Annotated in this window: 23 protein-coding genes and 1 pseudogene; 12 read left to right on the forward strand and 12 right to left on the reverse strand. The window is 68.9% G+C overall.

Translation table 11 applies throughout. The annotated features are described in order from the left end of the window. Nucleotides 1-131 precede the first annotated feature (131 nt). Both ACWCXB_RS15355 and thiC read right to left on the reverse strand, forming a co-directional pair. A complete protein-coding gene (locus ACWCXB_RS15355; RefSeq protein WP_450722936.1) occupies nt 132-3,866 on the reverse strand; it encodes a S8 family peptidase in 3,735 nt (1,244 codons plus the stop codon). 292 nt (nt 3,867-4,158) lie between these two features. Further along, nucleotides 4,159-5,970, reverse strand: coding sequence for a phosphomethylpyrimidine synthase ThiC (thiC, locus tag ACWCXB_RS15360; RefSeq protein ID WP_450722938.1), 1,812 nt, complete (start codon nt 5,968-5,970; stop codon nt 4,159-4,161). Nucleotides 5,971-6,166: 196 nt separating this feature from the next. On the opposite strand from thiC, the gene ACWCXB_RS15365 reads away from it, so the two are divergent. After that, complete coding sequence (locus ACWCXB_RS15365; protein ID WP_450722940.1) at nt 6,167-7,537, forward strand: YibE/F family protein; 1,371 nt, start codon at nt 6,167-6,169, stop codon at nt 7,535-7,537. 2 nt (nt 7,538-7,539) lie between these two features. Here the strand turns inward: ACWCXB_RS15365 and ACWCXB_RS15370 are convergent, their stop codons facing one another. From ACWCXB_RS15370 to ACWCXB_RS15385, 4 genes are all read right to left on the reverse strand, one after another. Continuing rightward, nucleotides 7,540-7,974 (reverse strand): SsgA family sporulation/cell division regulator, encoded by a 435-nt coding sequence (locus ACWCXB_RS15370; protein ID WP_450723093.1) that lies wholly within the window; start codon nt 7,972-7,974, stop codon nt 7,540-7,542. Nucleotides 7,975-8,075: 101 nt separating this feature from the next. Then, on the reverse strand, nt 8,076-8,813 hold the full coding sequence (locus tag ACWCXB_RS15375) for an IclR family transcriptional regulator (protein WP_450723095.1): 738 nt from the start codon (nt 8,811-8,813) through the stop codon (nt 8,076-8,078). 359 nt (nt 8,814-9,172) lie between these two features. Continuing rightward, nucleotides 9,173-9,388 (reverse strand): DUF5326 family protein, encoded by a 216-nt coding sequence (locus ACWCXB_RS15380; protein ID WP_450722942.1) that lies wholly within the window; start codon nt 9,386-9,388, stop codon nt 9,173-9,175. 129 nt (nt 9,389-9,517) lie between these two features. Continuing rightward, nucleotides 9,518-9,835, reverse strand: a complete 318-nt coding sequence (locus ACWCXB_RS15385) for a cupin domain-containing protein (protein WP_450722944.1) — start codon at nt 9,833-9,835, stop codon at nt 9,518-9,520. A gap of 51 nt (nt 9,836-9,886) precedes the next feature. Here ACWCXB_RS15385 and ACWCXB_RS15390 point away from each other — a divergent pair, with 51 nt between their 5' ends. From ACWCXB_RS15390 to ACWCXB_RS15410, 5 genes are all read left to right on the forward strand, one after another. After that, nucleotides 9,887-10,267 (forward strand): phage holin family protein, encoded by a 381-nt coding sequence (locus ACWCXB_RS15390; protein ID WP_450722946.1) that lies wholly within the window; start codon nt 9,887-9,889, stop codon nt 10,265-10,267. Between the two features lie 7 nt (nt 10,268-10,274). Next, entirely contained in the window at nt 10,275-10,772 is a 498-nt protein-coding gene (locus ACWCXB_RS15395) for a low molecular weight protein-tyrosine-phosphatase (protein WP_450722948.1), read from the forward strand. After that, nucleotides 10,769-11,938, forward strand: coding sequence for a cystathionine gamma-lyase (locus ACWCXB_RS15400; protein WP_450722950.1), 1,170 nt, complete (start codon nt 10,769-10,771; stop codon nt 11,936-11,938). The genes ACWCXB_RS15395 and ACWCXB_RS15400 overlap by 4 nt, the downstream gene beginning before the upstream one ends. Nucleotides 11,939-12,187: 249 nt before the next feature. Next, nucleotides 12,188-13,084, forward strand: coding sequence for a LysR family transcriptional regulator (locus ACWCXB_RS15405; RefSeq protein WP_450722952.1), 897 nt, complete (start codon nt 12,188-12,190; stop codon nt 13,082-13,084). Between the two features lie 83 nt (nt 13,085-13,167). After that, a complete protein-coding gene (locus tag ACWCXB_RS15410; protein ID WP_385410669.1) occupies nt 13,168-13,647 on the forward strand; it encodes an NUDIX domain-containing protein in 480 nt (159 codons plus the stop codon). Between the two features lie 70 nt (nt 13,648-13,717). Here ACWCXB_RS15410 and ACWCXB_RS15415 read toward each other — a convergent pair whose 3' ends face one another. Further along, the gene (locus ACWCXB_RS15415; RefSeq protein WP_450722953.1) at nt 13,718-15,286 is read right to left on the reverse strand and encodes a globin domain-containing protein; all 1,569 of its coding nucleotides are present in this window, start codon (nt 15,284-15,286) and stop codon (nt 13,718-13,720) included. 332 nt (nt 15,287-15,618) lie between these two features. Next, nucleotides 15,619-16,251, reverse strand: coding sequence for an HAD family hydrolase (locus ACWCXB_RS15420; protein ID WP_450722955.1), 633 nt, complete (start codon nt 16,249-16,251; stop codon nt 15,619-15,621). Between the two features lie 77 nt (nt 16,252-16,328). Between ACWCXB_RS15420 and ACWCXB_RS15425 the strand changes: the two genes are divergently transcribed. Both ACWCXB_RS15425 and ACWCXB_RS15430 read left to right on the forward strand, forming a co-directional pair. Further along, entirely contained in the window at nt 16,329-16,874 is a 546-nt protein-coding gene (locus tag ACWCXB_RS15425; RefSeq protein ID WP_450722957.1) for a DUF2269 domain-containing protein, read from the forward strand. 5 nt (nt 16,875-16,879) lie between these two features. Further along, the gene (locus tag ACWCXB_RS15430) at nt 16,880-17,758 is read left to right on the forward strand and encodes a GNAT family N-acetyltransferase (RefSeq protein ID WP_450722959.1); all 879 of its coding nucleotides are present in this window, start codon (nt 16,880-16,882) and stop codon (nt 17,756-17,758) included. Between the two features lie 41 nt (nt 17,759-17,799). Here ACWCXB_RS15430 and ACWCXB_RS15435 read toward each other — a convergent pair. Together ACWCXB_RS15435 and ACWCXB_RS15440 are read right to left on the reverse strand one after the other, a co-directional pair. Continuing rightward, nucleotides 17,800-17,954, reverse strand: a pseudogene (locus ACWCXB_RS15435) (heme-binding protein); the annotation flags it as partial. A gap of 9 nt (nt 17,955-17,963) precedes the next feature. After that, nucleotides 17,964-19,181 carry an MFS transporter gene (locus ACWCXB_RS15440; RefSeq protein ID WP_450722961.1) on the reverse strand — a complete coding sequence of 406 codons (1,218 nt, stop codon included), beginning with the start codon at nt 19,179-19,181 and terminating at the stop codon, nt 17,964-17,966. A gap of 183 nt (nt 19,182-19,364) precedes the next feature. Between ACWCXB_RS15440 and ACWCXB_RS15445 the strand changes: the two genes are divergently transcribed. The 3 genes from ACWCXB_RS15445 (at nt 19,365) to ACWCXB_RS15455 (ending at nt 21,672) form a co-directional block, all read left to right on the forward strand. Beyond that, a complete protein-coding gene (locus ACWCXB_RS15445; protein ID WP_450722963.1) occupies nt 19,365-19,841 on the forward strand; it encodes a MarR family winged helix-turn-helix transcriptional regulator in 477 nt (158 codons plus the stop codon). 96 nt (nt 19,842-19,937) lie between these two features. After that, nucleotides 19,938-20,390 carry an N-acetyltransferase family protein gene (locus ACWCXB_RS15450; protein ID WP_450722965.1) on the forward strand — a complete coding sequence of 151 codons (453 nt, stop codon included), beginning with the start codon at nt 19,938-19,940 and terminating at the stop codon, nt 20,388-20,390. A 106-nt stretch (nt 20,391-20,496) separates the two neighbouring features. After that, entirely contained in the window at nt 20,497-21,672 is a 1,176-nt protein-coding gene (locus ACWCXB_RS15455) for a winged helix DNA-binding domain-containing protein (protein WP_450722967.1), read from the forward strand. A 130-nt stretch (nt 21,673-21,802) separates the two neighbouring features. Here the strand turns inward: ACWCXB_RS15455 and ACWCXB_RS15460 are convergent, their stop codons facing one another. Both ACWCXB_RS15460 and dnaB read right to left on the reverse strand, forming a co-directional pair. Beyond that, entirely contained in the window at nt 21,803-23,188 is a 1,386-nt protein-coding gene (locus tag ACWCXB_RS15460) for a serine hydrolase domain-containing protein (protein WP_450722969.1), read from the reverse strand. Nucleotides 23,189-23,368: 180 nt separating this feature from the next. Beyond that, nucleotides 23,369-24,856 (reverse strand): replicative DNA helicase, encoded by a 1,488-nt coding sequence (gene dnaB, locus ACWCXB_RS15465; protein WP_450722971.1) that lies wholly within the window; start codon nt 24,854-24,856, stop codon nt 23,369-23,371. A 423-nt stretch (nt 24,857-25,279) separates the two neighbouring features. Between dnaB and ACWCXB_RS15470 the strand changes: the two genes are divergently transcribed. Further along, nucleotides 25,280-26,617: an MATE family efflux transporter gene (locus ACWCXB_RS15470; RefSeq protein ID WP_450722973.1), complete on the forward strand. Its 1,338-nt coding sequence runs from the start codon at nt 25,280-25,282 to the stop codon at nt 26,615-26,617. Nucleotides 26,618-26,720: the final 103 nt, after the last annotated feature.

The following is a 26,720-nucleotide window of genomic DNA, read 5'->3' on the forward strand; positions in this document are numbered from 1 at the left end:
CCGACTCCCTTCCGCCTTCCGCAGCGGGGAGAGTATGCGCCATGGCGGCAAACCCTGAATAGTCCCTGCTGGGAGCAGGTGTGACGGGAAAGGCCCCGGGGAGTCGCCTCCCCGGGGCCCGACAGTGCGGTTCATCGCAGGCCGTACGCCCGGATGATCTCGTTCTTGACGCTGAAGCCGCTGTCCGTCTCGGCGCTCGCGCGGACCGAGATGAAGCCGCCGGGCTTCTTCGCCGTCCTGAACGAACCCGTCCAGTAGCCGCCGGCGCCCTTGGTCAGGGTCACCTTCTGCCAGGTGGCGCCGTCGTCGTACGAGACGTCCAGCTTCACCGTGGTGACGGTGCCCGGCACGGTGCCGAGGTCCATCGACACCGGCTTGAGCGCGATCTGCTGGGTCGCATTGGCCTTGACGTCGCCGTGCAGGTCCGACTCCAGCTTGTAGTTCAGGTTCAGCACCGAGAACGGCTCGAAGAATTCCGAGTCGACGGTGTCGGACATGAACGTCCACTCGGTGTGGGTGCGCGTCGACAGCCGGAAGACGTCAGCGGGCCGCTCCGCGTCGAGGACGGCGCGGTAGGGCAGGTTGCCCGCCGGCACCTCCACCCACTGCATGTCCGTGCTGTACGGGTTGTCGTGGATCAGCGTGTCGCCCTGGAAGACCTGCAGGTGGGTCGGCGTCTCACCCCACTGCAGGAAGCCGCCCAGCCGCATGTTGTCGCTGGCGGAGGCCCACGCCTGCACGTTCCAGGTCATGTAGTTCTGCCAGCGGGAGTTGTACACGCCGAAGGCCTCGCCCTGGCCGGGCCGGGTCGCCGGTGCGAACCAGTCCAGCCGGGTGGTGCTGCCCTTGGCATACGTGTTGTCGCCCGACACCATCACCCACGGCAGGTCTCCGTCGACGCCCTGCGCGTGGAACTCCCTCCAGACCTGGCCCGGCGTCACCCACTCGGTGCGGGTGCCCGGGTGCCACTCGCGCTCGGGGAAGTTGAATGACGGGCTGAGGGTGAAGTCGGACCGGTAGCCCTCCGCCACCCCGCCGTCCGTGGCCGAGTAGTAGCGGGCATCGATCCGGGCGAGGTCATCCTTGGTCGGCTTGTAGACCAGGGCCCGGTCCGGCACCTGGCCGGGGTACTCCCGGGTGAGGTCGTAGACGAACGGCGTGTACTCGGTCTGCTTCGCGGTCAGCTTGAAGATGCCGGCCTTGGCCGTCGAGATAAGGGCCTTACCCGCGTCGCGGTGCACGGTGGCGACCGGGATGGGCGACTCGCCGACGTACTCCATCAGAGCACCGACACCGTCGTTGACCACGATCAGCGCCTTCGCACCGGCCGCGACCGCGGCCTCGGTGCGCTCCTGCGGCGAGACCTCGTCGCTGCGCTCGATGACGACGACCTTGCCCTTGGCGCTGACCTTCTCGTATGCGGCCGCCGCGCCGTTGCCCGCGTAGACCGCGTCCAGCGTGTCCGTGGCGGTGCCCAGGGCGCTGCCCGCCTGCACCAGTGCCTCGAACTGGAGCCGGCCGCCCGATGTGCTCAGGCTGAGCTGCGGCTCGCCCTTGCGCCAGCGGGTGGTCAGCATGAACTCGCCCTGCTTCATCGGCTCCGTCGGCGCGACGTAGACGTCGTCGTACGTCGGCGGCAGCACGTACGCGCTGCGGTAGTCCATGAACGGGTCGAGGCCCTTGTAGTGGACGTTGAAGTCGACCTTGCGCTGGCGGTCCTCGGTGCGCTGCGGCGCCTCGGTCTGCAGCAGGCGTGCCTTGCGCGCGTCCAGCACCACGTCCGCGGAGCCGTCCTTGAGTACGGTCTCGGGGTCGACCAGCACGGCGAGACCCGAGCGGTCCGCCTTCTCGCCGGCCACGTCGAGGTACGCCGCGACGGTGTAGAGGCCGGGTGCCATGCGCATGGTGGTCGAGCCGTCGACGTAGAGCGACCACGGCCAGAAGTCGCCGGCCAGGTTGATCGTGACCCAGCCGGCGGCGGGCTTGCCGTCCCGTCCGACCAGCTTGATGTTCAGGTCGTAGCGCTCCTCTTCCTTGAGCAGCGCCACGGACGTGCGGGTCACCGGCTGCCCGGTGGCGGCGTCGGTGGCTGTCACGTAGCCGGCGTGCCGGCCGGCCGAGGCGGCTTGCGGGTCACCGGTCACCGGGACGGCGGCGGTGCCGCCCGCCGGGACGGTCACCGTGGTGGCTCCCAGCGTGAACGGGCCGCCGTCGTTGGTCAGCGCCAGGTTCAGCGTGACGTCGGCGGAACCGGAGTTGGTGAAGGTCAGGTCCTTCGTGACGGCGCCGTCGCTCGGCTCGTGCGGCCAGGTGTAGTTGCCGAAGAAGAGCGATCCGGTGCCGCGGACCGTGGTGCGCACGGCGGCGGCCACGTCGAGACGGCCGGTGCCGACCTCGTACGGCGAGTACCCGCCGTCCAGGCCCTTCGCGGTGCTCATCAGGTGTTCCTTGAGCTGCGCGCCGGTCCAGTCCGGGTGCCACTGGGCCAGGATCGCCGCCGCGCCGACCACGTGCGGGGTGGCCATCGAGGTGCCGCTGATGGTGCGGTAGAGGCCCTCGCCGCCGTCGGTCATCTCCTGCGAGCGGGCCGCGGTGATGTCCACGCCGGGCGCCGCGATGTCCGGCTTCATGCCGCCGGAGTAGGCCAGCGGGCCGGTACTGGAGAAGTACGCGAGCCGGTCCTGCTTGTCCGTGGCGGCCACGGTCAGCGCCGAGGCGGCCGCGCCCGGGGCGGAGATGCTCTCCGGGCCCGCGTTGCCGGCGGCTATGACGAACAGGGTGCCGTACTGGGCGGACAGCGCGTCGACCGTCTGCGACATCGGGTCGCTGCCGTCCGTCGGGTAGGAGTCGCCGAGGCTCATGTTGACGACGTCCGCACCGGACTCGGCGGCCCACTGCATGCCGGCCATGACCCAGGAGTCCTGGCCGTAGCCCTCCGCGCCGCCGAGCACCTTGCCGACGAACAGGTCGGCACCGGGGGCGACGCCCTTGTTGTCGCCCCCGGAGGCGGCGCCCGAACCGACGATCGTGCCGGCGACATGCGAGCCGTGCCCGTTGACGTCGGTGACGGCCTCACCCGGCACGAAGCTGGCCGTGCCGTCGATCAGGCCGGCGAAGTCGGGGTGGTTGACGTCGATGCCGGTGTCGAGCACCGCGACCTTGACGCCCTTGCCGGTGTAGCCGGCCGCCCAGGCCTCGGGCGCGCCGATCAGCGGCACGCTCTCCTTCAGGCTGGCCTTCACGCGACCGTCGAGCCACAGCTTCGCCACGCCCGCGCCCAACGTCGCGCGGCCCTGCGGCGCGACGGTGGTCCAGAAGGTGCGGGCCTGCCGCTTCTCGGTGCTGAGCGCGGCACCGCGGATGCCCTTGAGCTTGCGGGTCAGCTTGCTGCCCCGGGGGGCCGTCGGCTCGACGGCCGAGCGGGACTTCGGCTGGGCGTACGTCGCGATCAGCGGCACCACGGCCGACTTCGCGTCGTCGTAGCCCATCTCGATCAGGTCGGTGACGTTGAACAGCCGCCGGTCCAGCTTGTCCGTGCCCAGCAGCGGCACCGCCTCGTCCGGGATGACGAACAGGTCACCCTTGATCTCCTGGACCTTCACACCGCCGACGGCGCTGTCCGGCCGGTCGATGTCGGCTGTCTGCTTGCCGTCGGCCATCGTGCTGACCGTGACGACGTCGCCGGTGACCAGGGTGACCTTGTGGGTCGCCGAGGGCTTGGCGGGAACGGTGGGCTTGTTCGGAGCGGCTTGAGCGGGCGCTTGCAGAACTGCGAGCCCCGACGCCAGCAGCGGCACCGCGGTGGCGGCCGAGATCAGCTGCCAGCGCCTGCGCCGGAAGGCGGAAGATCGTGAGGGGGAGAACATGCCATGGGTCTATCGGCCAGTAACGCCGACGAGAAGGCCTGATGACGGCAAGTCCTCGCCATGGCAAGGACTTGCCAGCCGTGAACCGCGCGAATCCGGGCAAGGTCGCACTTTCCGTACGTGGGCATTCAGCCAGCGATCGGGGTGAGAGGCGGTCGCTACTCCCCACGGCATGGTGCCCGATCCTATGGATCAGAGCGTTGCAGGTTCGAAGCCTGCCGAGTGCGCAGAGCCTCATAGAACGGCAGCGTCCCCCGGAATGTGTGCCGGGGGACGCCGAGATGCCAGAAGATCAGTCCGCAATTGGCAGGTACAGCCGGTTGCCCTGCGCGGCAAACTCGGCGGACTTGGCCATCATGCCTGTCATGATCTCATCGTCGCCGGTCAGAGGCTCATCGGAGCCAAACTGCTCCGTGATGCTTCTACTGATCTTCATCGAGCAGAACTTCGGCCCGCACATCGAGCAGAAATGCGCGGTCTTCGCCGGCTCCGCAGGCAGCGTCTCGTCGTGGAACTCCCGTGCCGTGTCCGGGTCCAGGGCCAGATTGAACTGGTCCTCCCAGCGGAACTCGAAGCGCGCGTCGGAGAGGGCGTCGTCCCACTCCTGCGCGCCCGGGTGCCCCTTGGCGAGATCGGCCGCATGTGCGGCGATCTTGTAGGTGATGACGCCGGTCTTGACGTCATCCCGGTTCGGCAGGCCCAGGTGCTCCTTGGGCGTGACGTAGCAGAGCATCGCCGTACCCCACCAGGCGATCATGGCGGCACCGATGCCGGAGGTGATGTGGTCGTACGCGGGCGCCACATCGGTCGTCAGAGGGCCCAGGGTGTAGAAGGGCGCCTCTTCGCAGATCTCCTGCTGGAGGTCGATGTTCTCCTTGATCTTGTGCATCGGGACATGTCCCGGGCCCTCGATCATCGTCTGTACGTTGTGACGCTTGGCGATCGTGTTGAGTTCCCCGAGGGTCTTCAACTCGGCGAACTGCGCCTCGTCGTTGGCGTCCGCGATCGAGCCGGGCCGCAGGCCGTCGCCCAGCGAGTACGTCACGTCGTACGCCGCGAGGATCTCGCAGAGCTCCTCGAAGTTCTCGTACAGGAACGACTCCTTGTGGTGCGCGAGGCACCAGGCGGCCATGATCGAGCCGCCGCGCGAGACGATGCCGGTCTTTCGGCGGGCGGTCAGGGGCACGTACCGCAGCAGCACGCCCGCGTGGACCGTCATGTAGTCGACGCCCTGCTCGGCCTGCTCGATGACGGTGTCCTTGTAGATCTCCCAGGTCAGCTCTTCGGCCTTGCCGTCGACCTTCTCGAGCGCCTGGTAGAGCGGGACGGTGCCGATGGGCACGGGGGAGTTGCGCAGCACCCACTCGCGGGTGGTGTGGATGTTGCGGCCGGTGGAGAGGTCCATGACCGTGTCCGCGCCCCAGCGGGTCGCCCAGGTCATCTTCTCCACCTCCTCCTCGATGGAGGAGGTCACCGCGGAGTTGCCGATGTTGGCGTTGACCTTCACCAGGAACCGCTTGCCGATGATCATCGGCTCGATCTCCGGGTGGTTGACGTTCGCCGGCAGGACCGCGCGCCCGGCGGCGATCTCCTCGCGTACGACCTCGGGAGAGACGTTCTCCCGGATCGCCACGTACTCCATCTCCGGCGTGATCTCGCCGCGACGGGCGTACGCGAGCTGCGTCACCGCCTGGCCTTCGCGACCCCTGCGGGGCTGACGGGGTCGGCCGGGGAAGACCGCGTCGAGGTTGCGGAGCCCGCCGCGGGGCGAGGTGTGCTTGATCCCGTCGTCCTCGGGGCGGACGGGACGGCCGGCGTACTCCTCGGTGTCGCCGCGGCCGATGATCCAGTTCTCCCGCAACGGCGGCAGTCCGCGGCGGACGTCGGTCTCGACATTCGGGTCGGTGTACGGCCCGGACGTGTCGTACAGGGTCACGTCCTTGCCGTTGGTGAGGTGCACCTGGCGGACCGGCACCTGGATGTCGGGGCGGGAACCCTCGACATATCCCTTGTGCCAGCCGATGGACTTCCCGCTCTCGTTGCCGCCCTCGTTGCCACCCTCGTTCGAGCTGGAGGCAGGCGTGCGTGTGTCCTCAATGGTCATCGTGACCTACTCCCTACGCCGGCATTACCCGGTAACAGGTTCGGCGGTCGGCGCAGCTGTCCCGTACGGATGACGGAGGTCAGCGCCCTCTCAGCCCGGTGCTCCGAGCTCCCGCGTGTGCAAAGGTGTCACCACGCTAGCGCCCCAGCGGGCGTGCTGAACAGTGGGCCCCTTCCGTTCTTGCGATGATCTGGCGGTGACTTCCTCGCAGCAGACGCCCGAACCTCACGGCCCCGCGGACGGCAAGGCGGCCGATCACGCCCATGGCCACACGCACAGCCACGGGCCTGCCGAGCCCGTTTCGAAGCATCTGCGGCGGGTCATCGCCGCAGTGCTGATTCCTTTCGCCACCGCGGTCCTGGTCGGTCTCGTAGTGCTCTGGCCGGGCGGGGCGCCCGGCCACGAGCGCACCGGAGTCGGTTTCGACCGGCAGACCGAGGAAGGGCGGGTGGTGAAGGTCGAGCAGGTCGACTGCAAGGACGTGAACGCCGCGCAGGTACCGCCGACCGGCGACACCTCGACCCCTGAAGGACGCGAAGCGGTCAACTCCCAGCAAGGAACGTGCGCGAGGGCGACGGTCGAGGTCACGACCGGTGAGAACAAGGGCCGTACGTTCGTCGAGATCGTGCAGCCGGACGCTCCTCGGCAACTCCACCAGGGCCAGGGCGTGGTCGTGGCGTACGCGCCCGACGCCCCGCGCGATCTCCAGTACTCGGTCGCCGATGTGGACCGGCAATTCCCGATGGCACTGCTCGCCGGGATCTTCGCGCTCGTGGTCGTCGTGGTCGGACGGATGCGCGGGGTGGCGGCCCTGATCGCGCTCGCCATCAGCTTCGCCATCCTGACGCTGTTCATTCTGCCCGCGATCCTGCAGGGCTCGAATCCGCTGGTCGTGGCCGTGGTCGGGGCGAGTGCGATCATGCTGATCGCGCTGTACATGTGCCATGGCCTGTCCGCCCGCACCTCGGTCGCGGTGCTCGGGACGCTGATCTCGCTGCTGCTGATCGGGCTGCTCGGCTCGCTCTTCATCGGCTGGGCGGCCCTGAGCGGGAACACGGACGACAACACCGGCCTGATCCACGGCCTGTACCCGAACATCGACATGTCCGGTCTGCTGCTGGCAGGCGTGATCATCGGCTCGCTCGGTGTGCTCGACGATGTGACGGTGACCCAGACATCAGCGGTCTGGGAGCTGCACCAGGCGGATCCGACGATGGGCCCGCGCCGCCTGTACCAGGCCGCCATCCGCATCGGCCGGGACCACATCGCCTCGGTCGTCAACACACTCGTACTCGCTTACGCGGGTGCGTCGTTGCCCCTCCTCCTGCTGTTCTCGATCGCGCAGTCCGGCGTGGGGACGGTGGCCAACAGCGAGCTGGTGGCGGAGGAGATCGTACGGACGCTGGTCGGCTCGATCGGTCTGGTCGCGTCGGTGCCGGTGACCACAGCGCTGGCGGCCCTCGTCGTCTCTGCCGACCGGCCGGCTGCCGCCGCTGGAGCTCGTGCCGGTGGGGGTAACGGTGGAGCCGCAGTACGCGGCGGGAGGGGCCGCCGCCGCAAGAGGTGACCTCAGCCGGCGTTCTCCTCCGCGAGGATGCGTCCGAGCGCCGCCTCCAGATGGTCCTCGAAGTCGCCGAGCGTGCGCTCCTGCCCCAGCGGCACGAGCTTGTCCGTTCGGTCGAGGAAGGCCACCAGGGACGCGGCGCTCGCCCGGAACATCGCCCGGTCACCACCGACCTGGAGCCGGATGGACACATCGGACAGCCCTTCGGGCGCGGCCGGCGCGATGTGCACATCGCCGTCACCACTGGGCCCGTTGATGCCGTCGATGAGCAGTTCCCGGCCGAAGGCCCAGGTCACGGGCGCGTCCCCGGGCAGGTGAAAGGTCATCCGAACCGCGTATGGATCCTCCGTCTCATATCGGAGTTCCACCGGGATCCGGAACGAGAGCTCCTCGGACACCAGGAAGCTCATCAGGACCTCGGCCTGAACCGACTCGCGCATCATGTACCCCGCAGTAGATGAAAACGGCCAGGAATGGTCCCCCTTGGCCCTCTTGACGCCATCGTGCTGTACCCGCCCAGCAGATCACAAGGAGTGATATTTCAGATACTGATAGAGAACGCGAACGAACTGAGCAGGCTCCCTATCCCGCTGCGCAACTGCTCAACTGCGGGCAGCAATCGCGCTTCCTGGTGAAGGGGGAGCGAAATCGCCATGGTGGCCGCCATGGAACCCACCGTGATCGGAATAGCCGCACAGACCGTGCCGATTGCATATTCCTGACGCTCGACGACGGGTTGCATCCGACCCATGGCGCCGAGCCGCACCAGCAGCGCCCGCCGGTCGCGGACCGTATACGGCGTGATCGCCTCTACGGGATGGCGGTCGAGGTGGTCCTCGCGGGCTTTCTCGTCGAGCTGGCTCAGCAGACACTGCCCGATCGCATGGGCGTGCCCCGTCTCGCGGAAGTCGGCCCATTCGTCCACGGCGGGTGCGTACGAAGTGTCCGCGACGGCGGCGAGTTCGATCTCGCCCTCCCGGTAGAGGGCGAAGTAGACGGGCACGCCGATCGCGTCCCGCCAGTGGGCCAGCGAGTCCTCGATCGTGCTGCGACGATTCTGCATCGCTCCGCCGCCCGCGAGTCGCACGGCCGCTTCACCGAAGACGAACACGCCCTTCTCGCGCCGGAGATAGCCCTCGTGGGTCAGCGTCCGCAGCAGGTGGTACGCGGTGGGAAGCGGGAGGCCCGCTTCGCGCGCGAGCTGCTTGGCGGGGGCTCCGGCCACGTGGGAGCCCACGGCCTCCAGCAGTCTCAACGCCCGCTGCACCGAGCCGATCAGCGTGGGCGCCGGCGCGGATGTGGGCGCGGGTGCGGATGCAGGTGCGGGTGCAGCCGCAGGTGCAGGAGCCGTAGCCGTAGCCGTAGCCGTAGCCAAAGGTCACCCCCAGGCATGGTGACGGGCGGCACGCCCGCCCGCGGGGGCCGCCCCCGCGCGTCTGCCGCTCGCCTGAGGGCGGGTCGAAGATGCCTGGATTCAAGCCCAGAAATTACCCAGGAAGTCGTACAAACCGCTGTTCATTGCGGTCGTCGACCCATGATTCCCAGGGGCGGCAGACGTTCGCCACTCTAATGGCAGCCTCCGTTCGGGCGCTGGATTCCCCTTCTCCGTTCCCCCGCGTGGGCTAACGTGCGTACGCGCTACCAGTCGCCGCTCGACGACGAGGAGGAGTTCATGAACTTCCGTACGACGTAGACGAGTCCGCCGACGAGCGCCACGAACACCAGCACCTTGAAGAGCAGTCCGATGACAAACCCGATCACTGCCGAGATAAGCCCGCCGAATACGACGATGGCGATCAAGGGGACCGCAACCCACTTCACCCACCAGGGCATCCCCGCGAATATCTCCCGCACCGCCATCGTCCTTACCTCGCTTCTGTGAGTTGTCCTGGCTTCGATGCTAGGGGTGAGGGAGGGCCGACGGTGCCTCCGCAGCCCTTGGACTCCCCTGATCCGTCCCCTAGGGAAACCCGGGGCGGCCGGTCAGCTCTCAGGGGGAGAAAAGACGACCATGACGCGCAGGTCCTCGGTGACGTGATGGAACTTGTGGGCCACCCCGGCCGGCACGTAGACCACGCTGCCCCGCCCGACCTGCGTCGTCTCCGTCCCGACGGTGATCGATGCACGGCCGCTGACCACGAAGTAGATCTCGTCCTGCCGGTGCGGCTGCTGGGGGTCGAGCTCCCCCGCGTTCAGTGCGTACAGCCCGGCCGACATGTTCCGCTCGCGAAGGAACTGCAGATATGCCCCGTCGTTCGCGGCGCGCTCCGCCTCGAGTTCGTCCAGTCGGAATGCCTTCATCGTCCGTCCGCCCCTGCCATTGGTCCGATCACGTCTGCCACGATCAGACACATGAAGAATTTTGTAGTCAAGACGATCGCGAACGCCGGGGCCCTGGCCGTGGCAATCTGGCTGATCCAGGACATTACGCTCACGGGTGGCAGCACCGGTAAGAAGGCGCTGACGCTGGTCCTCGTCGCGCTGCTCTTCGGCCTGGTCAACTTCCTCGTGAAGCCTGTCGCGAAGCTGCTGACGCTTCCACTCTTCGTCCTCACTCTCGGGCTGTTCACGCTGGTGATCAACGCCCTGATGCTGCTGCTGACCTCCTGGCTCGCCGACGAGCTCGGGCTGAGCTTCCACGTCGAGGGCTTCTGGACGGCGGTGCTCGGCGGTCTGATCATCTCGATCGTGTCGTGGGCACTGAACATGGTGCTCCCCGACGACAAGGGCTGATCATCCGATGTCGTTCGCTGTCTGTTTTGTCTGCACCGGCAACATCTGCCGTTCCCCGATGGCCGAGTCCGTCTTCCGCTCCCGTCTGGAGGAGGCCGGGCTCGACGGCCTTGTCGACGTGGACAGCGCCGGCACCGGAGGCTGGCACGAGGGCGACGGCGCCGACCACCGAACCGTCTCCGTCCTACGGGCGCACGGCTACGAGTCGGGCCACGTGGCACGACAGTTCCGCGCGTCCTGGTTCGCCCGGCTCGATCTGGTGATCGCCCTGGACGACGGGCATCTGCGCGAGCTGCGACGGCTCGCGCCGACGGAGGCGGACGCCGCGAAGGTGCGGCTGCTGCGCTCCTTCGATCCGGCCGCCCGGGCCCAGGGCGAGCTCGATGTCCCGGACCCTTACTACGGCGGCATGGACGGCTTCGAGGAGTGCCTGGAGATGGTCGAGGCGGCGAGCGAGGGCCTGCTCGCCGCGGTACGTACATCCGTTGAGGAGCGAGCGGCATGAGCATGGGTGACGGGACAAGGGCCGTACGGGCAGGGCTGCCCGAGGCACGGAAGTACGAACCGACGCTCCCGGGACCGGTCTTCGCCGCGCACTACCACCTGCCGGGCGAGCCGACGGGTCCGTACACCTACGGGCGCGACGACAACCCCACCTGGACGCTGCTGGAGCGGGCCATCGGCGAGCTGGAGGCGCCGTCGGACGCCGAGGGCGGTACGGGGGAGGGCCGGGAGGGCCCAGGGTCCGGCGTGGAGACCGTCGTCTTCGCCTCCGGGATGGCCGCGGTCTCCGCGGTCCTGCTGTCCCAGGTGCGGGCGGGCGATGTCGTCGTCCTCCCCGACGACGGCTATCAGGCGCTTCCGCTGGTGCGCGAGCAGCTGGAGGCGTACGGCGTCGAGGTGCGGACAGCGCCGACGGGCGGCGACGCCCAGCTGGCCGTGCTCGACGGGGCGACGCTGCTGTGGATCGAGACGCCGTCCAATCCGGGGCTCGATGTGTGCGACGTACGGCGGCTCGTCGACGCGGCGCACGCCGGCGGGGCACTCGTCGCCGTCGACAACACGCTCGCTACGCCGCTCGGGCAGCGACCGCTCGAGCTGGGCGCGGACTTCGCCGTGGCCAGTGGCACCAAGGGACTGACCGGGCACGGGGATCTGCTGCTCGGGTACGTGGTGTGCCGGGACGCCGCGCTCGCCGCGCGCGTACGCCACTGGCGCAAGGTCGTCGGCGCGATCCCTGGTCCGATGGAGGCCTGGCTCGCCCACCGCTCGCTGGCCACGCTGCAGCTGCGGTCCGACCGCCAGTGCGCGAACGCCCTCGCTGTCGCGCAGGCGCTCGCCGACCGCGCCGAGGTGACCGGGCTGCGCTATCCGGGACTGCCGGACGACCCCTCGCACAAGGTCGCCGCAGGCCAGATGCGACGCTTCGGCTCCGTGGTCTCCTTCGCGCTGCCCGACCGTGCGTACGCGGAGCGATTCCTGGCGGAGCTGCGCCTCGTCGACGATGCGACGAGCTTCGGGAGCGTCCGTTCCAGCGCCGAGCGCCGGGGGCGGTGGGGTGGTGACGCCGTACCGGAAGGGTTCATCCGCTTCTCCGTCGGCGCGGAGGATCCGGACGATCTGGTGGCGGATGTGCTGCGCGCCCTGGATGCGGCGGCCGCGGCGGCGTGACCGCGGAACGCGAAACGGCGGCGGGATGCCGGTCGCGAAAGGGCGAAAAGGGCGGAAAAGGCAACAGAACGAGACACGGCACGACAGGACGGTCCGAGCCTCCCCCCTCATGGCTCGGACCGTCCCGGTGCCACGCGATTCCCCGCGAGTCCACGCGCGGAGAACCGCTCGACCAAAGGCTAGTTGACTGTGCGTCAGTGTCCAATCACGCTAGCGACAGCGACCTATCGACTTATTTATAGTTGAGCAATGGACTTGGGCCTGTTGCGCACATTCATCACGGTGCACCGGGCTGGTTCGTTCACCCGCGCCGCCGCCCTCCTCGGGCTCTCCCAGCCCGCGGTGACCAGTCAGATCCGGACCCTGGAGCGGCAGCTGGGGCGGCCGCTCTTCCTGCGTCAGGCGCGCGGCGTCACCCCCACGACCATCGGCAACGAGCTCGCCCACCGCGCCGCACCGCATCTGGACGCCCTCGTCGAGATCGCCGAAACCGGTCTGGACGAGGAGTCGGGCGTCCGTACGCTGCACCTGGCCGGGCCGCCCGAGTTCACCTCCGTACGCGTGCTTCCGGCGCTCACTCCGCTGATCTCGCAGGGGCTCGCGTTACGGACGTCCTTCGTGGGCAACGCCGAGGAAACCCTCGAAGGACTGGCGGCCGGGCATCACGATCTGGCCATCGCGACGGCCCGTCCGCGCGGCGGACTGCTCACCTCGACTCCGCTCTGCGACGAGGAGCACGTTCTGGTCGCCTCGCCGCGGTGGGCGGCCCGGCTGGGTCCCGGCATGCTGCGGGGGAAGGGCTCCGTCGTGCTGGAGCAGCTGCCGGTCGTGGAGGTCCACGAGTCCCTGCCGTTCGTCTCCCGCTACTGGGCCGCCGTCTTCGACAGCCGGCCTGCGGCCGCGGGCACCGTCATCGCGCCGGATCTCCGCGCGGTCCTGGAGTCCGCCGCGTCGGGCGCCGGGCTCGCCGTTCTGCCGCGCTACCTGTGCGAGAGCGACCTGGAGAGCGGGCGGCTGATGGCGCTGCTCGACCCTCCCGTTCCCCCTCTGCGTACATACTTCCTCGTCGTCCGCACCGGGACGCTCGCACTCCCGCACATCGCACGGGCACACGAAGGGCTGCTGCGCGCGGCGGCCGACTGGTGACAGCCGGGCACCGGCAGGTGACGTCAGGCAACGACAGGGTGGACAGGAGTTTCAGAACGGGTGTCGCGGGCCACTCTCTTGCCATGACCGAACGGCCAGTGGTCAAGCGCACCGCACGCGCCATCCTGCTCGACGGGGATGACCTCGTCCTGATCAAACGCACCAAGCCGGGCATGGATCCGTACTGGGTAACGCCGGGCGGCGGGGTCGAGCCCGAGGACGCGACCGTCGTCGAAGCCCTCCATCGTGAAGTGGACGAAGAGCTCGGCGCCAAGATCGTCGACGTGGTGCCCTGTTTCGTCGACACCGTCGAGCACATCGTCGACGGCGGAGTCTCGGGCGTGAAGGTGCAGCACTTCTTCGTCTGCCGGCTGGTGTCGATGGACGAGACACGGCGACACGGCCCCGAAGTGGACGAGCCCTGTGGCCAGTACGAGATCGTGCGGGTGCCCTTCAGCCGCGTCGGGATCGCCGCCGTCCATCTCGTGCCGCTGTCCCTGCGCCACTACCTGGACGGCAATATCGAGGGCGTACGCGCGATGCACGCTCCCGATCTGGGCTGATCCCGGGCCGTGCTGCGGCACGGGGTCCGCACACCGGCACGGGCCCCCTGCGTGCCGCACGGCGGCGGTCCTAGTCGGCGGCCGCGACGAGCTCTTCGAGGGAGTCGTGGCGGATCCGCTCGAACGGGATACCGATGCCCCGGAGCGCATCCACACCGCTGCGGATCATCCCGATCGGGCCGGACAGATACGCGTCGTACTCGTTCCACGGACCGTATTCACGCACGGCGTCGGGCAGCTGCGCCCTGCCGTCGACGACAGGGCGCACCTGGAGCCATGGGTGGCTCTGCTGGAGCCGCAGCATCGTGTCGATGTCATAGAGGTCGTGGTTGGTGCGCGCACCGTAGAAGACCTCCACCGGTCGGCGCTCGCCGTGCTCGGCGACGTCCTCGACCAGCGCCTTGATCGGGGCGATGCCGGTACCGCCGCCCAGACAGAGCAGACCGTTGTCGGTGGTGTGGTCGACGGTCATGGACCCCGCGGGCGGGCCGAGGCGCAGCACGTCGCCGGGGCGGGCGTGGTGGACGAGGGCGTTCGAGACCCAGCCCGCCGGGACGGCCTTGACGTGGAAGGACAGCAGCCCGTCGGAGCGGGGGGCTCCCGCGAAGGAGTAGTGCCGCCAGACCCGGGGCCACCACGGCGTCTCCAGGGTCGTGTACTGCCCGGCCAGGAAGGGGTACGGCTGGTCGGGGCGGACGGTGACGACAGCGATGTCCGAGGTCCTCAGGTCGTGCGAGACGACCTCGGCATGCCACCAGGCCGGCGCGTGGCGCTCGTTCTCCGCGGCCGCATCGATCATGACCTGGGAGATCGTCGTGTACGTACGGACCCAGGCGGCCTCGGTCTCGCTGTCCCAGGTGGTCGTGGCGTAGCGGCTGAGCGCGCCGATGAGTGCCTCGCCCACGGCCGGGTAGTGGGCGGGCTGGGTGCCGTACTTGCGGTGGCCGCGGCCCAGATGCTTGAGGTAGTCGACGAGCACGGCGGTGTTGTCCATGTGCTCGGCGGCGGTCAGCAGGGCCTTGAGGAGGCGGTCCCGCTGGGTGTCCATCGCGGCGGGGAAAAGGGAGCGCAGGTCGGGGTGGCGGACGAAGAGCAGGGCGTAGAAGTACGAGGTGACCTTGTCGGCAACCGGGCCGATCTCTGCCATGGTTCGCCGGACGAGGATCGCGTCGGGCGAAGCGTTGCTCTGCTGCGCGTACGCGGGCGCGGCAGGGGGCGTCGGGGGCTCGGGCGTGGGCGGCGCGGGTGGCGTCGCCGCAAAGGCCTCGGGCGCGGCTGCCGCTGCGGCTCCGGCTGACTGCGGCGCGGGAGCCGGGGACGTCGGCGCGTGGGGCGCGCGGGCCTGGGGGACACGGGGTTCGGGCGCCGTGTGCTGCGCAGGGGCCTGGGCGCCGCGCTGCGGCATGGCGGAGGCTCTCTCTGCTCCGGTGCCGACCGGACGTATTGCGGCCACAGGACGGCTGGGCGGGGCTATTCGGCCCTCGCTGCCCTCGCCCGTGGCCCCGTCCTCCGTATCCGGCGCAGGCCGGCCCGTGGCACCGCCCCGCTTACGAGGGGTGAACCAGCCGCCTCCGCCGCCGTTGGCACCGTTCTCGCCCGAAGTGCCATTGCCGGCCGACGTGGTGGTCGGAGCGTCCATTGTGTGCCTCGCCTCGAACATCTTTCGGTCGGTCTGCGCACTTCCGCTGATCCGGAACGTGCCTCAATTCCCCGCTCTGCCTCAGGACCGCTGCCGGCCCACACTAGCCTTTGCCTTCGCGGGAATCGGGACGAGTAGGACCGGATTGTGACACTGCCCGCGACACCTGTCATCGCAGCATCCCAGGCAGCACTGCCGCAACGGACAAAGAGCGGAAAGTCCGGGTATCCGCGCCCACTTTCCCGTTAGGCTGCATTGCCCCCATGTCTGTAGCCGCGGTCGGGCCCGGGCCTCCGGGCCGTCCCCCGACCCTCGTTCCCCGATGCCGCGAACTACCGACGGAATCGCACCAGTTCGTATGCCTCCCGCAGATCGCTTCCCGTGTAGGCGTGTGTGGCGAGCTCGGACAGATGATGGTCCGCATTCACCGCCACCGCAACGGGCACCGCGGCGAAGATGTGCGCGTCGGACATCGAATCACCATATGCAACACAGTCGTCCAGCTCCATCTCGAACTCTGCACAGAGCTGGTTCGCGATCTTCACCTTCGCGACCGCATCAAGAATGCCGGATCGGTCGACCGGCTCGGTGAACGGCACGGACGGCCAACGTGAACCATGGGCGGCGTGTGCACCCCATGACAGCAATCTCTCGACGAAGAAATCAGGCGAGAGGGAGATCACGGCACAGTAGTCCCCATGGGTCCGGATATCCGCCCACACCTCACGGATTCCCTCCATCCAGGGAGTCCCGTCGAATGCCGCGATCAACTGATCCTGAGTGAGCCCTTCCCACAGCTCCCGGGCCCGTACGGCGAATTCGTCAGGGGTGAGGCCGTTCAGCGCGAAGTCGAGCTCCAGCGCGGCGATCTCATCGGAGAGTCCCAGCTGCCGGGAGATCTCCACGGCGGCCGCCGAGCCGCGTATCAGTGTTCCGTCGAGATCGAAGAGGTGCAGTCTCGCCATGTACGCCGAGGTTAGTACGTGCGATTACTCCCGCTGTCAGACGCGGAAGCAGCAGGCGGCGCGGCACGGTGTTTCACGTGAAACCACTCAAGCGGCCCGTGCGGCGGGCCACCCTCGTCGTCCATGTCTCCGCATCGGCAGGCTGGCTCGGGCTTTCCCTCGGACTGCTCGGGCTGAGCGTCGCCGCAGTCGCCTCCGGGTCCCCTGCCGTAGCGGAAGCCTCGTACCGATCGATGGCGGTCTTCGCGAACTGGCTGATGATCCCCGTAGCGCTGCTGACCCTCGGCAGCGGTCTGCTCCTGTCACTCGGTACGCCATGGGGCCTGGCCCGCTATCGCTGGGTCTGGACCAAGTTCTGGCTCACGCTGATCACGACCGCGCTTACGGCCTTCTCGCTGCGGCCCGGGGTGAACACGGCCGCAAAGGAGGCCGCGGCCGGTATTCCGGTGACGGACCCATCGGGTCTCCTCGCCGCCCCGATCGTCTCCCTGTCGGCGTACCTCTTCATGACGGCGATCTCGGTCCTCAAGCCGTGGGGAATGACGCGCCGCGGTCGTCGCCTGCGGGTCTTGGCCAGTTCCGGTAAAGCGCTGGACGAGCGATCTCTGCGTCCGACAGCCTGACCTTCATGCCAACACCGCTCAGCGAGCTCCCCATCCGGCGTCTGACCACGGCAGACCTGACTTCCTGTGCCGATCTCTCCGAGGACCGCGGCTGGCCTCGTGAAGAGCACAAGTGGGGCCTGCTGCTCGCGGCGGGGACCGGATACGGCATCGACGACCCCTCCGGCAAGGGCCTCGTCGCGGCATGTGTCGTCACCTCCTACGGCCCGGGGCTCGCCGCCGTCGGCATGGTGCTCGTGGCCGAGCGGTATGCCCGGCAGGGCGTCGGACGGCGCCTGATGAAGTACGTGGTGGCCGAGAGCGGGGGCACTCCGCTCACCCTCCATGCCACCCCGAACGGACAGCCGCTCTATGAGGAGTTGGGCTTCACGACCGTCGGCCGCGCCGAGATGGTCCTTGGCCACTTCCGCCCCACCGGCCCGGCGCGGCGGAGCACCAACCGGGCCGCGGCCGGGACCACCATCCGCCCGGCGACTGCCGAGGACCTCCCCGCGATCCTCCGCCTCGACGGCGAGGTCTTCGGCCTCGACCGCACCCACATGATCACGCGCCTGCCGGCCTTCGCCGACCAGTTGAGGGTCGCGGAGTCCGACGGTGTCCTCACGGGCTACGCGGCCGCCTGGCCCAATATGAACACCCATGTCGTCGGCCCCCTCATCGCCCGGGACACGGACACGGCGAAGTCCCTCATCGCCTCGCTGGCCGCGGCCACGGACCGCCCCCTGCGCACCGACATCGACGTACGCCACGACGAGCTGCTCACCTGGCTGAAGGCGAACGGCCTGTCGCCGATCGCCTTCAATGCCGTCATGATCTACGGCACACCCGCCCTCCCCGGAGACTGGACCCGCCGCTTCGCACCTCTGACGGTCGCGGCGGGCTGAGCGAGAGATCCCGCCGGGCCTTTGAGGCAACGGGTCAGCGGTCAGCCGGCCAGTGTCTCCAGCGCCGCGGTCGCGAAACCGTGGTCCTGCTCCGGCGCTCCGCCGGGAGGGTGTGGAAGAGACCTCCGGGCTGGACCGCGTCGACGGTTGCTCGGTGAGGGGCGGAACGCGTGGAGAGGCTGCGGGTACGGCGTGAGCGTTCGGTTCAGCGACGGATCGCGAGACCGGATACGGGCTCAGCAGCCCCCGCCCCGGCCACGACCCGGCTTTCCCGGCGGACGGTGCTTCGCTCCAGGGCTGCCGAGAGCACGGCGAGGCCGAGAGCCGACGCGGCGAGGATCGCGCCGACCCAGTTCGGGGCGGTGAAGCCGAGCCCAGCCGCGATCACGATGCCGCCGAGCCAGGCGGACAGCGCGTTACCGAGGTTGAAGGCGCCGATGTTGACGGCGGAGGCCAGCGTCGGGGCGCCGGACGCCTGGTCCAGGACCCGCTTCTGCAGCGGCGGCACGGTGGCGAAGCCCAGCGCGCCGACGAGCACGATGGTGATGGCCGCCGCGAGCTTGTTGTGGGCGGTGAAGGTGAACAGCGCCAGTACGAGGGCGAGCGCGCCGAGCGACACATACAGCAGCGGCATCAGCGCACGGTCCGCGAACCTGCCGCCGACCAGGTTGCCGCCGACCATGCCCAGGCCGAACAGAACGAGCAGCCAGGTCACCGAGGAGTCGGCGAAACCGGCGACCTCGGTCATCATCGGCGTGATGTAGGTGATGGCGGCGAAGACGCCACCGAAGCCGAGCACGGTCATCGCCATGGCCAGCAGAACCTGCACATTACGGAACGCTGCGAGCTCATGGCGCAGCCGGACGCCTTCGGGCCTGGGCTGCTCAGGCACCAGCTTGGCGACACCGGCCAGACCCAGCACGCCCAGCCCGGCCACGATGAAGAACGTCGCACGCCAGCCGATGCTCTGGCCGATGAACGTGCCCAGCGGCACACCGACGACATTCGCGACGGTCAGCCCGGTGAACATCATGGCGATGGCGCCCGCCTTCTTCTCGGGGGCGACGAGATCGGCAGCGACCACCGAGCCGATCCCGAAGAAGGCGCCGTGCGCGAGCGAGGCCACCACGCGGCCAGCGAGCATCACTCCGAAGACCGGGGCGACGGCAGAGAGCACGTTCCCCGCGATGAACAGCCCCATCAGCAGCATCAGCATGCGCTTACGGGAGACCTTGGTCCCCAGGATCGTCATCACAGGGGCGCCGAGGACGACTCCGAGGGCGTAGCCGGTCACCAGATAGCCGGCGGTCGGGATGGACACCTGGAAGTCATCGGCGACCTCGGGGAGCAGCCCCATGATCACGAATTCGGTGGTGCCGATACCGAATGCCCCGATGGCGAGGGCGAGGAGCGCGAGCGGCATGGGTTGCACCTTCCAGAAGATTGCGTCTGCGCCTTACGAGCGTCCACAATAATTGCAGACGCCGATTAATTGCAAACGCGGGCTATTGCATGAGTCGTCTATCCTGGACTCAAGCCACGCAGAGCAGTGGCGGTAGCGGCCCTCAACGGCCCCCGAGAGCGCTCGTGGACGAAGGAGAGATCGATGACAGCGACGGACCCGGCACTCACCGCCCTCGCCCAGAGCTGGTGCGCCCTCTCCCTGCTGCACGGCCGGATCGAGGCCCACCTCGAGCGGGCCCTCCAGGCCAAGCACGACCTGAGCGTCCGCGAGTACTCACTGCTCGACGTCCTCAGCCGCCAGCACAACGGCCCGGGCGGCCATCTCCAGATGAAGCAGGTCGCCGACGCCGTCGTGCTCAGCCAGAGCGCCACCACCCGCCTGGTCACCCGTCTCGAGGACCGCGGACTACTCAGCCGCTACCTGTGCGACACCGACCGTCGCGGCATCTACACCGATGTCACGGATGCCGGCCTGGCACTGCTCGCCGAGGCCCGACCCACGAACGACACCGCACTGCGCGAGGCGCTCGACGAGGCCGCGAAGAACCCCGAGCTGGCCCCCCTGGTCAGGGCAGTCGAGCAACTGCGAATTCCGGCACCCGCAGGAGCACCGGCGTAAGCGCAGGGCGCTGACCTCAAGCGCACGGCGCAGGCACGCATGGGGCCGGCACAAGGCGCAGGCACGAGGCGCACCCACCCGCCTATGCTCCCGATCATGAGCGATCTGCAGATACGGCCCGCCTCCCCCGCCGACATCCCCTCCATCGTGGCGATGCTCGCCGACGACCCGCTGGGCGCCCAGCGCGAGTCACCGGCCGATCTCACTCCGTACACCGTGGCCTTCGAGCGCCTCGCGGGAGACCCGAACCAGCACCTCGTCGTCGCCGAACGCGAAGGCCGTGTCGTCGGCACCCTCCAGCTCACCGTCATCCCGGGGCTGTCCCGGCGCGGCGCCACCCGCTCGATCATCGAGGCGGTACGGATCCACGCCGACGAACGCGGCAGCGGCCTCGGCAGCCGACTGATCGAATGGGCCGTCGACGAATCCCGCCGCCAGAACTGCCAGTTGGTCCAGCTGGCCTCCGATGCCAGCCGCACCGACGCCCACCGCTTCTACGAGCGCCTCGGATTCGAGGCCTCCCACGTGGGCTTCAAGCGCACCATCTGATGTCGACACGAGCCCCTCCTCGCGGCCCCCTCCGACGGCGATACCTCCTCGATCCCGTCCGCTTATGAGGACTCGATCCGGCCTCATTCCGCTCTACGCTCCGGCCATGACCAGCACACCTCACCGGATCAGCGCGGCCGAACGCCGTACCCGCATCGCTCGCCGCCACCTTCTGGCGCCCTCCGCTCGGGCCGCCACGGCCGTGGATGTGGCGGACGCCGTGATCGCTCTCCACGCGACCGACGCCGCCACCGTCCATCTCTCCGCCTGCGCCCGCCTCATGGACGCCGACACCGCAGAGATGGAACGGGCACTGTACGAGGACGTCTCGCTCGTGCGGCTGCTGTCCATGCGCCGTACGCTCTTCGTCGTCTCGGAGGAGCTCGCCCCCTACGTCGCCGCGTCGACCGGGCACGCCATCGCCCTCAAGGAACGCAAGACGCTGGTCAAACATCTCGCCGAGGACGGAAGCGGTCTGGACGAGCGGTGGCTCGCCGATGCCGAGGACGCGGTCCTGGCCGAGCTCACGGCCCGCGGCCCGTTGACCGGTATCCAGCTCTCCGCTGCCGTCCCCGCGCTGCGCACCAAGATCACGGTGTTCCCCGGCAAGAAGCAGGAGACGGTGCAAGGTGTGTCCACCCGCGTGATCCGGCTACTCGCCGCAGAAGGCCGTATCCGCCGGGACCGGCCGCGTGGTTCCTGGACCTCGAGCCAGTTCAGGTGGACCGTGAGCGAACCCTGGCCCGCCCTCCACGGCGCTGAGGCCCAGGCCGAGCTGGCCCGGCGCTGGCTGCTCCGCTACGGCCCCGCCACCGAGGCGGACCTCAAGTGGTGGACGGGATGGACACTGGGCGATGTACGCAAGGCCCTGGCAGCCGTCGCCGCCGAGGAGGTCCAGCTCGACGAGGGCGTCGTTGGATATGTCGCGCCCGGCGACACCGCGCCGGAGCCACCGGTGGAAAACTGGGCGGCTCTGCTCCCCGCGCTCGACCCGAGCGGCATGGCCTGGGCCGACCGAGACTTCCATCTCGACCCCGGGCACAGGGCCGCACTCTTCGACTACGCCGGGAACATCGGACCCACGGTGTGGTGGAACGGCGCGATCGTCGGAGGCTGGGCACAGCGGGCGAACGGCGAGATCGTCTGGCGGCTGCTGTCGGACCCGGGCCAGGAGGCCTCCGCCACGATCGCAGCAGAGGCCGCCCGGCTGTCTGAGTGGGTGGGTGAAGCCCGGATCACCCCTCGCTTCCGTACGCCACTCGAGCGTGAGCTGACCGCATGATCATCGGCGCTGTGACCGCTCCGTCGCCCGTTTCACGTGAAACATCGCCGCAGGTCCACTGGCTGCACCGGCATCGCCGACTCCGCGGCTGCACCGATGCATGGATCCACGGCACCACGGCACCACGGATTCACCTCCGCAGGCCGCGCCAACCACCCTCGTCCACCCCTCCGGGCACATCCGCCGCAGGGTCGTACGGCTCACGCGTAAAAGCGAACGAACCCAGATCGAGGTGGTCCAACGACCCGTCGGGCCGTCGCACGACGCTCAGCGTCTCCCCTGCGAAATAGCCGTCGAGCCCGATCCAGCTGCCGTCGTCCTCACGGGCACGGAACCGCGATCCGCGGCCGCCCCCCTTCAGCGGGTACAGCTCCAGGCCACGGTCGGCCACCACCTTCAGCCCGAAGGCACTCGTCCCCCAGTACCAGGGCCCGGCGAGCTCCAGCAGCGACTCGTCCACCTCCGGCATCGGCCGCCAGGGCTCGGGCATCCGCGGCTCTGCCTCGACCACGATCCGTACGAGATCGGCAGCCACGGTGCCCGCCGGCAGACCCGAGGTGGCATTGGCGAGCGCGACCCCGGCGACGCCCTCCTCCACACTCACCCAGAGACCGGCGACGAACCCGGGCAGTGAGCCCCCGTGTCCAATGAGCGTGCGCCCGTTCCTCCGTACGACCTGGAGGCCGAGACCATAGCCGCTCTCCCAGTCCTCGGCCTCTGGTGGCACGGACGGGGTGCGCATCTCCCGAACGGACTCCGCACTCAGCACCCGGTCGTCGCCCTCGGCGAGAAAGCCGGCGAAGCGGCAGAGGTCGGAGGCGGTGGACCACAGCTGGCCGGCCGGGGCCATCAGCCCGAGATCCTGAGCCGGTTCGGGCATCATCACATCCGCCCAGGGGTGCACGGCCCACCCACCCGCATGGGGAGCCTCCGGCTGGGTGCTCGTGCGGCTGAGGCCGAGCGGTCCCAGGATCTCCCGACCGAGCACGACCTCCCACGGCTCTCCGCGTACCGCCTCGATCAGCGAACCCAGCAGCGTGTAGCCGGGATTGGAGTAGTGGTGCCGCCGGCCCACAGGATGAAGGAGAGGCTTCTCTCCGAGCACATCGCTCAGCTTCGGCCGGAGGGTGCCCGGTGTGCGCTCCCACCAGGGCGCCGGGCTCTCGGCAGCCAGGCCGGCACCGTGACCGAGAAGTTGAGCGATGGTCACCTCACCCACCCCTGTACCGGGCAGGTGCTTGTCCAATGGGTCACCGAGGTCCAGCAGCCCTTCGTCCCGCAGTCGCAGGACCAGCACCGCGGTGAAGGTCTTGGTGATGGAGCCGATGCGGTACTGGGTGTCGGCGTCCGGCGCATGTCCGTCGACGCAGCTCCGAGCACCGCTCCAGACGCACAGGCCGTCCCTGGCGACCGCTCCGACGAGGGAGGGAGACCGGCCCTCGGACTGTGCGACAGCGACGCGATGGAGGAGAGCCCGCTCCGTGCTGGGAAGAAGCGATTCGAAAGGTGAGGTCATGGTCAACCTCTACCGCTAAGGCCCGGTCCGGGTCGAACGAAAAAGCACGGTCCCTGACATCCCACCTGACACCCATTGACGGAGTGAGTGCTCACTCCGCAGATCGCGCAGGCCGCCGGCATCGGCGAAGGAACGATCTTCCGCGTCTTCGCCGACCCCTATGAAGCCGGCGGCCGGGGATCAGGTCTGTGCCATGTCCACGAAGCGCGAGTAATGGCCCTGGAAGGCGACTGTGATGGTGGCCGTCGGGCCATTACGGTGCTTGGCCACGATCAGGTCCGCCTCACCCGCGCGGGGCGACTCCTTCTCGTACGCGTCCTCGCGGTGCAGCAGGATGACCATGTCGGCGTCCTGCTCGATGGACCCGGATTCACGCAGGTCGGAGACCATCGGCTTCTTGTCCGTGCGCTGCTCGGGGCCACGGTTCAGCTGAGAGAGCGCAATCACCGGGAGCTCCAGCTCCTTGGCGAGCAGCTTGAGATTACGGGACATGTCCGAGACCTCCTGCTGGCGGCTCTCGGCCCGCTTCGAACCACCGGACTGCATCAGCTGCAGATAGTCGATGACGACCAGCTTCAGATCGTTGCGCTGCTTGAGCCGACGGCACTTGGCGCGGATCTCCATCATCGACAGATTCGGGGAGTCGTCGATGTAGAGCGGGGCCTGGGAGACATCGGGCATCCGGCGAGCCAGCCGGGTCCAGTCCTCGTCCGTCATCGTCCCGGAGCGCATATGGTGCAGCGCCACGCGCGCCTCGGCGGACAGCAGACGCATCGCGATCTCGTTGCGGCCCATTTCGAGGGAGAAGATAACGCTCGGCAGATTGTTCTTGATCGAGGCGGCCCGGGCGAAGTCCAGGGCGAGTGTGGACTTACCCATGGCGGGACGGGCCGCGATGACGATCATCTGGCCGGGGTGCAGTCCGTTGGTGAGCGAGTCGAAGTCGGTGAAGCCGGTCGGCACCCCGGTCATCTCACCACTGCGGGAACCGATCGCCTCGATCTCGTCGAGCGCGCCCTCCATGATGTCGCCGAGCGGCAGATAGTCCTCGCTGGTGCGCTGCTCGGTGACCGCATAGATCTCGGCCTGCGCGGAGTTCACGATCTCGTCGACGTCGCCGTCCGCCGCGTATCCCATCTGCGTGATACGGGTGCCGGCCTCCACAAGACGCCGAAGCACCGCCCGCTCATGGACGATCTCCGCGTAGTACGAGGCGTTGGCTGCGGTCGGCACCGACTGGACCAGCGTGTGGAGATACGAGGCACCGCCGACTCGGGTGATCTCACCGCGCTTGGTGAGCTCGGCCGCCACCGTGATGGGGTCGGCAGGCTCGCCCTTGGCATAGAGATCGAGGATCGCCTGATAGACGGTCTCATGCGCGGGCCGGTAGAAGTCGTGGCCCTTGATGATCTCCACGACATCCGCGATGGCGTCCTTGGACAGCAGCATGCCGCCGAGGACGGACTGCTCGGCGTCGAGGTCCTGGGGCGGGACCCGCTCGAAGCCGCCGGGAGCGCCGTCGTCCCAAGGGCCGCTCTCCCTGCCGCGCTCGTGCTGCTCCTCGCGGCCGCGGCCACGGCCCTCTCCGCGTCGCGGACGGGATACGGGAAGACGGTCACCCGGACCGGTGTCGGCCCAGGGATCGTCCAGGGGCTCGGGAATGCTCACCGGCCACCTCCTCCCGTCCGCTCCGCGGACCTCGCCGTGCGACTCTTTCTACGGCACAGCACTGACAAAACGAGCAGCCCGACTCCGGTTTCCGGCACGTCGAGCGCCGGTCCACGTTAGGGCCGCGGGCACCGTCAGCCAATCTGGTTATCCACAGGCCATGTGGACGACCGACGAGATGCTGTGGAGAACCCCACAGAACCTGTGCACGGAGCGGGGGACAGCATTGTGGACAAAGTCATAGCCCCCCAGCCACACCTTCTGTGACCTGCAGTTTTTCCATCCACCGGCTGTGGGGGAGAAAAACTTTCCCGGCTGGACCAAGATCAGAACAAACGGCACACAGCAGGAGCCCCATCTCAGGGATTGGTAAGGGACACAACGGCTTTGCATCTCTTACCTGTGGAAGATTAGATTGAGCGCATGACCCAGGCCCCCGCGGCACCGAAGACCAGCCGGCGACGACATGACCGCGAGATCATCGCACTCGCCGTTCCCGCCTTCGGCGCACTCGTCGCCGAGCCCCTCTTCGTGATGGTCGACAGCGCCATCGTCGGCCACCTCGGCACTCCCCAGCTCGCCGGACTGGGCGTCGCCGCAGCCCTGCTGACCACCGCGGTCAGCGTCTTCATCTTCCTCGCGTACGCCACCACGGCAGCGGTCGCCCGTCGTGTCGGCGCGGGCGAGCTCGGGGCCGCCATCCGCCAGGGCATGGACGGTATCTGGCTCGCGCTGGTGCTCGGCACCGCCGTCATCGCAGTCGCCCTCCCCACGGCACCCTGGCTCGTCGAGATCTTCGGCGCCTCCGACACGGCTGCACCGTACGCCACCACGTATCTGCGCATATCCAGCCTCGGCATCCCCGCGATGCTCGTTGTCATGGCGGCTACCGGCGTACTGCGTGGCCTCCAGGACACCCGCACTCCCCTGTACGTGGCCGTCGCGGGCTTCGTCGCCAATGCCGTCCTCAACGCGGGGCTCGTCTACGGCGCCGGCCTCGGCATCGCAGGATCCGCCTGGGGCACTGTCATCGCCCAGTGCGGAATGGCCGCCGCTTATCTTGTCGTGGTCGTCCGCGGAGCCCGCAGGCACGGCGCCTCGCTCCGCCCCGACGCCGCGGGCATCCGGGCCAGTGCCCAGGCCGGGGTGCCGCTGCTTGTCCGTACGCTCTCCCTGCGGGCCGTCCTGTTGATCGCGACTGCCGTGGCCGCCCGCCTCGGTGACACCGAGATCGCGGCGCACCAGATCATCCTCTCGCTGTGGAGCCTGATGGCCTTCGCACTGGACGCCATCGCCATCGCGGGCCAGGCGATCATCGGCCGCTATCTCGGCGCCGACGACCCCCAAGGTGCCCGGGAAGCCTGCCGCCGCATGGTGCAGTGGGGCATCGTCTCCGGTGTGATGCTGGGGGCTCTGATCGTGCTGGCCCGCCCGCTCTTCATCCCGCTCTTCACCGGCGACCAGGCCGTTCAGGACACCCTGCTCCCCGCTCTGCTGGTCGTGGCGCTCTCCCAGCCGGTTGCCGGCGTCGTCTTCGTCCTGGACGGCGTACTGATGGGCGCCGGGGACGGCCCCTATCTGGCCGGGGCGATGCTGGTGACGCTGGCCGCCTTCGCCCCCGTCGCCCTGCTCGTCCCTGCCTTCGGCGGCGGACTGACCGCGCTGTGGTGGGCGATGGCGCTGATGATGACGGTCCGCATGCTGACCCTGTGGCTGCGCACCCGCTCCGGCCGCTGGATCGTCACGGGCGCGACTCGCTGACGACCGCTGTTTCACGTGAAACGACGAGAGGGCCGCACCCCAGCGGGGCCCTCGGCCTTCACCTGGCCGCGGATCTTCTCCACACACGGCAGCATGGACTGGC

The sequence above is a fragment of the Streptomyces sp. NPDC001514 genome, from assembly GCF_053597075.1.